The organism is Kitasatospora sp. NPDC057198, from assembly GCF_042670125.1.
Taxonomy (GTDB): Bacteria; Actinomycetota; Actinomycetes; order Streptomycetales; family Streptomycetaceae; genus Kitasatospora.
Window position 1 is genome coordinate 1 of sequence record NZ_JBHUWH010000470.1, and the last position, 5,940, is coordinate 5,940.

Annotated in this window: 5 protein-coding genes; 3 read left to right on the forward strand and 2 right to left on the reverse strand. The window is 75.3% G+C overall.

Annotated features, from left to right (window positions below; all coding sequences use genetic code 11):
- The first annotated feature begins 26 nt into the window (after window positions 1–26).
- Window positions 27–1,052 (forward strand): phosphotransferase family protein, encoded by a 1,026-nt coding sequence (locus ACFUEL_RS33325; protein WP_380240914.1) that lies wholly within the window; start codon window positions 27–29, stop codon window positions 1,050–1,052.
- 25 nt (window positions 1,053–1,077) lie between these two features.
- Here ACFUEL_RS33325 and ACFUEL_RS33330 read toward each other — a convergent pair whose 3' ends face one another.
- Window positions 1,078–2,670, reverse strand: a complete 1,593-nt coding sequence (locus ACFUEL_RS33330; protein WP_380240916.1) for a M4 family metallopeptidase — start codon at window positions 2,668–2,670, stop codon at window positions 1,078–1,080.
- Between the two features lie 169 nt (window positions 2,671–2,839).
- Window positions 2,840–4,213, reverse strand: coding sequence for a VWA domain-containing protein (locus ACFUEL_RS33335; protein ID WP_380240918.1), 1,374 nt, complete (start codon window positions 4,211–4,213; stop codon window positions 2,840–2,842).
- A 99-nt stretch (window positions 4,214–4,312) separates the two neighbouring features.
- Here ACFUEL_RS33335 and ACFUEL_RS33340 point away from each other — a divergent pair, with 99 nt between their 5' ends.
- Both ACFUEL_RS33340 and ACFUEL_RS33345 read left to right on the forward strand, forming a co-directional pair.
- Window positions 4,313–5,005 (forward strand): DedA family protein, encoded by a 693-nt coding sequence (locus ACFUEL_RS33340; protein ID WP_380240920.1) that lies wholly within the window; start codon window positions 4,313–4,315, stop codon window positions 5,003–5,005.
- Window positions 5,006–5,093: 88 nt separating this feature from the next.
- Complete coding sequence (locus tag ACFUEL_RS33345; RefSeq protein WP_380240921.1) at window positions 5,094–5,867, forward strand: sigma 54 modulation/S30EA ribosomal C-terminal domain-containing protein; 774 nt, start codon at window positions 5,094–5,096, stop codon at window positions 5,865–5,867.
- Window positions 5,868–5,940: the final 73 nt, after the last annotated feature.

Sequence of the window (5,940 nt, forward strand, 5' to 3'; positions counted from 1 at the left end):
CGCCCGCCCGGTGGGAGACTGCGCCGATGGAGACTGCGCCGATGGAGACCCCGCACCCACCGCACCGCTCGTTCGCCGACGCCCGCGCGCTGGCCCCCGTCGTCCGCGAGGTCTTCGGCACCGACCGCCGGATCGTCTCCGTCGACCGGCTGCGCGGCGGCACCAGGAAGGGCGTCTACCGGGTCGTCCTGGACGACGCCGCCAGCGCGGTCGTCTACCGGTGGAGCCCGGACGAGGACTACTGGAGCGGCCTGCTCCCGGACGGCCGCGACGACCCGGCCGACCCGTTCTCGCACGCCTCCGGCCCCGACCTGCTGGAGGGCGCCACCCGCCGCCTGGCCGCCGTCGGCGCCCGCGTCCCGCGCCTGCTGTTCACCGACCGCACCCGCCGCCTGCACCCGGCCGACCTCGCCGTCGTCGAGGACGTCCGCGGCGGCACCCTGGAGTCCCTGCTGGAGCGCGACCCGGCCGCCGGAGGCCGCGCGCTCGCCGGACTGGCCGCGACGCTGCGCCGGATGCACGCCCACCGCGCCCCCGCCTTCGGCCGGGTGGCCCGGCTCGACGCCGGCGGCGCCCCGACCGGCGACAGCTGCCAACGGGCGTACCTGGACCGGGCGCTGGTGAACCTCGCCACCGCCGTCGCCCACGACCCGCGCGCCGCCGCGGCCGAGGGCGCCCTGGCCGGGAAGCTGCACGCCCTGTACGCCGCGGTCGAGCCGCGCGACGGGCTCGGCGTGGTGCACGGCGAACTGGGCCCCGACCACGTCCTGGTCGGGCCGGCCGGCGAACCCGTCCTGATCGACGTCGAGGACCTGCGGTACGCCGACCCCGAGGTCGACCACTGCTGGACGCGGATGCGCTTCGGCCCGCACTACGAGGCGCTGCGCGCCCCCGGCCTCGACCCGCGCCGCCTCGCCTTCTACCGGTACGCCATGCACCTGGACCTGGTCGGCGGCCCGCTGCGGATCGCCGCCGGCGACTTCCCCGACCGGCGGTGGATGCTCGACGTCGCCGACCACCACCTGCGCCGGGCCCTGGCGTACCGGGCCTGACGCCGGGCGGTGCGTCGGCGGCGGGTCAGGAGACGGACACCGCGCTCCAGGCGGCGCCCACCGCCGCGTACTCGGCGGAGCCCGCGCCGTACAGGTCCCGGGCGGCGTTCAGCGAGGCGGCGCGGGCGCCCTTGTAGTCGGTGGTGGAGGTCATGTAGACGGTCAGCGCCCGGTACCAGATCGCGGCGGCCTTCTGGTTGCCGATGCCGGTGACGGTCGAGCCGTTGCAGGTCGGCGAGTCGTAGGCGACGCCGTTGACGGTCTTGGCGCCGCTGCCCTCGCTGACCAGGTAGAACCAGTGGTTGCCGACGCCGGAGGAGTAGTGCACGTCCAGCCGGGCGACCTTCTTGCTCCAGCAGTCCGCCGAGGCGCCGTCCAGCGAGGGCTTGTCGAAGCGGCGCAGCCACGGCGGGGTCGACTGGTCGCTGAACAGGTAGTCGCCTTTGTCGACCGCGTTGTTCGCGTACCACTCGACCATGGTGCCGAAGATGTCGCTGGTGGACTCGTTCAGGCCGCCGGACTCGCCGCTGTAGCGGAGGTTGGCGGTGGCGCTGGTGACGCCGTGGGTCATCTCGTGGCCCATGGTGTCGAGGTCGACCTGCTCGGGGTCGGTGCTGCCGTTGCCGTCGCCGGTCATCATGCAGAAGCAGGCGTCCGACCACTGGGCGTTGTCCCAGTCGGTGCCGACGTGCACGAAGACGGTGGCGCCCTTGCCGTCGTTCTTGATGCCGCTGCGGCCGAAGGTGTTCTTGTAGTAGTCGTACGTCCAGGCGGTGTTGGCGTGCGCGTCGACGGCGGCGGTGGCCCGGTCGGCGGAGAACTTCCGGCCGTCGCCCCACACGTCGTCGGCGTCGGTGTAGAGCGTGCCCGAGGTGGCCTTGACGCTGTTGGCGGAGAGGTTGTGCGCGTCCTTGGTGGTGTGGCCGCGGACGGGGTCGATCAGCGCGTAACTCCCGTCCGCCTGCTGGGTGGTGGCGAGCGTGACGTCGCCGGTGTACTCGGAGTGGCCGGTGCCGGTCGCGGAGTGCTCGGCGTCGTAGCTGTCGATGGCCGCGCCGGTGGTGGCGTCGGTGACCACCACCCGGCCGGTGGGCTGGCCCTGCTTGCCGGTGCCGCTGACGGTGGTGCGCCAGGCGAGGCGGGCGGTGCCGTCGGCGGCCCAGACCACCAACTCGGGGGCCGAGGTGGCGCCGGATATGCCCGGCGCCTGCCCCAGCGCCTCGGCGGCGCTGCGCTGCGCCGGGACGGCGGGGCGGGTGGTGGGCACCTTCGGGTCGTGGCCCTTCGCGCGGGAGGAGCCGGCCAGCCGGCCGCGCGCGTCCTGGTGCACCACCAGGTCGCCGCCGACCACCGGCAGGCCCTGGTAGGTGCGGTCGAAGCGGACGTGCTGGGTGCCGTCCGGGTCGAGCAGCACGTCCTTGAGGACGAGTTCCTGGCCGGGGCCGTAGCCGAACAGCGCGGCGTGCTGGACGACGTTGGTCCGGGCCCGGGCGACGGCGGCGTCCCGGCCGGGCGCGGCGGCGGCGCTGCCGGTGGTGACGGAGCTGAGCAGGAGGGCGGCGGTGGCGGCGAGGGCGGCCGTGCCGAGGGCGCGACGGTGCGCGGAGGAGGGGCTCACGCGGGACTCCAGTCGGGGTAGCTGAGGGGTAGCCGACCGAGAGCCTGTCCGTGAACAGACAAACACTTCTATTTAACAGAACGGAACGTGACCCTATCGTTGCGTTCCGTCCCCGCCCGGGAAGTCTCCCGTCCGGGAAGACCCCCGCCCCGCCCTCCCCGCTCCCCCGCTACCGCAGGATCCCCTCCCGGCGGGCGGCCGCGACCCACTGCGGGAAGTCGGACAGCAGGCGGTCGTAGAGGTCCGCGTCCGGCAGGGTGCTGATGTCGTCGACCGCGAAGAAGCCGACGTTGTCGACCCGGCGGCCGGGGAGGCTGTCGAAGCGTTCGAGGATGCCGTAGTCACTGTGGCCGAGGCCGACGAACTGCCAGAACAGCGGCTCCTCGACGGCCGCGCGCAGCTCGCGCTCGATCTCGCTGTTGCGGTGGATCCCGCCGTCGGAGAAGAACAGCACCAGGGTCGGTTCGGGCGTCGGGTTCTCCCGCACGTAGGCGCGGACCTGGGCGATCACCTTCGGCTCGTCGTTCTGGACGCCGACCGCCTTCATGTCCACCCGGCCGTCCGGCAGCGGCGGGCGGATCTTGCGGCGGCCGAACATCGATATCTGGCCGACCCGGACGTGCAGGCGCAGCCACTCGGGGAGGTCGGCCAGGCGCAGGTCGGGCAGCCGGGCGGGCCAGCTGGCGAAGGTCCACGCCTGCATGGTGCGGTCGGTGTCGAGCTGGGCGGCGACGGCGGCCATCCGTTCGACCACGTCGGCGACCACGCCCCGGCTGTAGAGGGGGGCCATCGAGCCGGAGGCGTCCAGCACCAGGATCACCCGGGCGGTGAGCTGCTGGGCGCCGTGCTTGCGCAGGCTGACCGCGATCTGCTGCTTGCGCAGGTCGAGCCGCTTGCGCATCTCGACGGGCAGCCCCCGCTCCTGCTCCGACTCCACCGCCGCGACGGGCTCGGGCGCCACCGGCACCGGCGCCGTCACAGGCACGGGCGCCGTCACAGGCGCCGTCACCGGCACCGGCACCGGCGCCGGCACCGGCGCCGGCTCAGGCTCCGGCTCCGGCTCCCGGAGGGCGAACCCGTGCGCGGCGGCGAGGCCGGCCAGACCGTCCGTCCAGCCCTGGCCGACGGCGCGGAACTTCCAGCGGCCCTCGCGCAGGTACAGCTCGCCGCAGACCAGCGCGCGCTCCGCACCCGCGTCGGGGTCGAAGCGGGCCAGCGCGGCTCCGGTGCGGGCGTCGTCGAGCAGCAGCGACAGGCCGGGGACGGTGCCGATGCCGTGCCCGTCGGTGACGGCCAGCAGCAGCACCCGCTGGACGCCGGGCGGCAGCGCGGCCAGGTCGAGGTCGGCCCCGTCCGGCCGGAGCACGACGCCGGGGGCCCGTTCGGTGCCGCGGAGCAGCCGCGGGCCGCCGTCCGCGCCGAGCAGCAGCGCGGCGGTGTCCGGCGCGGGCACGCCCGGCGCGGCGCGGTGGGTGAGGCGGGCCCGGAGGGCGGTGGCGTCGATCGGCAGGTTCGCGCCCTTGGCGAGTGGAGTGGCTGTCACGCGCACAGTCTGCCCGCCCCGGGCCGCGCTCAGGCCGTCCGGGTCCGGGTCGCGGCGTTACGGTGGGACGGTGGCACGGACGGGAGCGAGGTGGTCCGGGTGGGCACGGTGACCGACTGGCTGGGCGGGCTGTCCGGGCCCGTGGTGTACGCGGTGGTGGCGGCGCTGGTGTTCGCCGAGGACGCGCTGTTCTTCGGTTTCGTGCTGCCGGGCGAGACCGCGGCGGTGCTCGGCGGCGTGCTGGCCCACCAGGGGAGCGTCTCGCTGGGCTGGATGCTGGTGACGGTGGTCGGCGCGGCGGTGCTGGGCGACACGGTCGGCTACGAGGTGGGTTTGCGGCTCGGGCCCCGGGTGCTGGAGACCAAGTCGATGCGCCGGCACGCGGAACGGATCGGCCGCGCTCAGGACCTGATGCGCCGCCGGGGCCCGGCGGCCGTCCTGCTGGGCCGGTTCGTGGCCTTCTTCCGGGCCCTGATGCCCGCCCTGGCGGGCGCCTCGAAGATGCCCTACCGCCGGTTCCTGCTGTTCAACGCGCTCGGCGGCCTGCTCTGGGGGGTGGGCTGCGTGCTGCTCGGCTACTTCGCGGGCGCGGCCTACTCGAAGGTCGAGGGCACCGTCGGCAAGTCGGTGGCCGTGGCCGCGGCCTGCCTGGTGGTGGCGGCCCTGCTGGTGCACCACTTCCGGGGCCGCCGCAGGGAGCGCCGCAACGAGCAGGAGCACGAGCAGGAGCACGAGCGGGAACAGGGGCAGGAGCGGGGACGGGAGCACGAGCGGGCGACCGGGGACGAGTGACCCGGCGGACGGGACCGTTCGGCCCTCGGCCCGGCGGCCCGGCCCGGAGCAGAGTGAGGGCATCGGGACGTCGGGAAGAGGAGATCTGATGAGCAGTCTGCAGACCCGTCCCAGGGCCGAGGTGCTGGTGGAGACCCGGGGCGCGGTGCCGGCGGATGCGCCGCGCTACGCCCGGGAGAAGGTCGGGGCCGTGCTGGAGCGGCTGGAGGAGCCGGTGCTCGCGGTCCGGGTGCGCCTGGTGCAGGAGGCCAACCGGTCGGTGCGGCGGCCGTCGCTGGCGCAGGTCGTGGTCGACCTGAACGGCCGTCCGGTGCGGGCGCACGTCGCGGCGGCCACCATGCGGGAGGCGGTCGACCTGGTGCAGGACCGGCTGGCCTCCCGACTGGCCCGGCTGCGCCACCACCGGCAGCACGCCCGGGAGCCGCTGGGCCACCCGGTCGGCGGTGGCGGCGAGCACCGACCGGAGCGGCGGGTGCGTCCGCCCGAGGAGCGGCGGGTGGTGCGGCACAAGAGCTACGGGCTGGCGCGCTGCGCGCCGCTCGCGGCGGTGTGCGAACTGGAGGCGATGGACTACGACTTCCACCTGTTCACGGACGCGGACAGCGGCCGGGAGAGCGTGGTGTACCGGGGTACGGCGGGCGGCTACCGGCTGGCCTCGGCCGGTGCGCTCCCGGCCCCGGTGCCGGGCCTGGTGGCCAGCCGGCTGGGCGTGCCGGTGCTGACGGCCGAGCGGGCCCGGGAGCGGCTGGACCTGAGCGGCCTGCCGTTCGTCTTCTTCACCGACGCCGCGACCGGGCGCGGTCACGTCCTGTACCACCGCTACGACGGGCACTACGGGCTGATCACGCCCGCCGCCGGGTAGCGGACCGCTCCTCCCGGCGGCCGTGGGGGGCCGCCCGGGAGCGGGGACGGAGGGGCCGGGGACGGTGTGGGGC

Excerpts from the sequence above, each read along its gene's own strand:
- ACFUEL_RS33325 (WP_380240914.1), top strand. The coding sequence starts at position 27 with ATGGAGACTGCGCCGATGGAGACCCCGCACCCACCGCACCGCTCGTTC.
- ACFUEL_RS33345 (WP_380240921.1), top strand. The coding sequence starts at position 5,094 with ATGAGCAGTCTGCAGACCCGTCCCAGGGCCGAGGTGCTGGTGGAGACC.